Genomic DNA, 1,620 nt, shown 5'->3' with positions numbered 1-1,620 from the left:
TAATAGAAGTCTTTGGAGAAGACCTCCCCCTCAACCTTGGAGAATCAAACGTCCTGACCCCCAACGTCACAATCTGTACAGGACTCAGCCCAAAGACCCTCGGAGAATGCAGAGCCCCAATGGAGTATGTTGAAGAACAGCTCACCCAGCTCCTTGCAGTCATCCACGCAGGTCAGGAAAGCGCAGAAATTGACTACGACTCAAAAGCCCTTTTCAGCGGTAGTCTGGACCACGTCGGTATGGAAGTTTCTGATATTGCCCAGGTCTCAGCATATGACTACCCGAAAGCTGACCCAGGCGCCCCACTCATTGAAGTCGGTATGGGAACCATTGACAAGTCCAAGCCACTTATAGTTGCAATCGGTCACAACGTAGCCGGTGTAACCTACATCATGGACTACATGGAAGACAACAACCTCACCGACAAGATGGAAATTGCAGGACTCTGCTGTACATCGTTCGACATGACCAGGTACAAGGAGGCTGACAGGAGAGCTCCATACGCAAAGATCGTAGGATCCCTGGCAAAGGAACTGAAGGTTATCCGTTCCGGAATGCCTGATGTCATTGTTACCGACGAACAGTGCGTCCGCGGTGACGTCTTAGCTGAATCTCAGAAACTCAAAATCCCTGTGATCGCTTCCAACGAAAAGATCATGATGGGCCTGCCGGACCGCTCTGATGCCGATGTGGACTCAATAGTTGAGGAACTCAAGTCCGGGGCAATTCCGGGTTGTGTAATGCTTAACTATGAAAAACTCGGAGAACTCGTCCCGAAGATTGCCCAGGTAATGGCTCCGATCCGTGATGCAGAAGGCATAACAGCAATTCCAACTGATGAAGAATTCAAGGCATACGTAGACAAGTGTGCCAAGTGCGGAGAATGCCTGCTGGCATGTCCGGAAGAGCTCGACATCCCAGAAGCCCTGGAATCTGCAGCCAAGGGTAGCTACGAGTACCTAGAAGCCATCCACGATGTCTGTATCGGATGCCGCCGCTGCGAACAGGTCTGTAAGAAGGAAATCCCAATCCTGAGCGTAATCGAGAAAGCTGCACAAAAAGCCATCAGCGAAGAGAAAGGATTGGTCAGAGCCGGCAGAGGACAGGTAAGTGACGCGGAAATCAGGAAAGAAGGCCTGAACCTCGTTATGGGAACTACCCCTGGTATCATCGCAATCATCGGATGCCCGAATTACCCATCTGGTACCAAAGACGTCTACAACATTGCCGAAGAGTTCCTGAAGAGAAACTACCTCCTGGCAGTAAGCGGATGCTCCGCAATGGACATCGGTATGTACAAGGACGAGGACGGCAAAACCCTTTACGAGAGGTTCCCCGGTACATTCTCAGGTGGCGGACTGCTTAACACCGGTTCCTGTGTGTCCAACTCACACATCAGTGGAGCTGCTGAGAAAGTTGCCGGAATCTTCGCAGGCAGAACCCTTGCAGGAAACCTGGCAGAAATTGCAGACTACACACTCACCCGTGTAGGTGCATGCGGACTTGCCTGGGGTGCATACTCACAGAAGGCAGCTGCAATCGGTACCGGATGTAACATCTATGGTATTCCGGCAGTGCTCGGCCCGCACAGTTCAAAGTACAGGAGAGCCCTGATTGCCA

General features: G+C 51.7%; 1 protein-coding gene. It reads left to right on the top strand.

Going from position 1 to position 1,620, the window contains the following annotated elements:
* Positions 1 to 1,620, top strand: a 1,620-nt coding sequence (locus FXV91_RS12650; protein ID WP_229390996.1) for an acetyl-CoA decarbonylase/synthase complex subunit alpha, incomplete at both ends; no start/stop codon positions are given.

The organism is Methanosarcina sp. DH2, assembly GCF_020804225.1.
Lineage (GTDB): Archaea > Halobacteriota > Methanosarcinia > Methanosarcinales > Methanosarcinaceae > Methanosarcina.
Note: the sequence above shows the minus strand (reverse complement) of the source record. Positions and strands in the feature narration are given on the sequence as shown.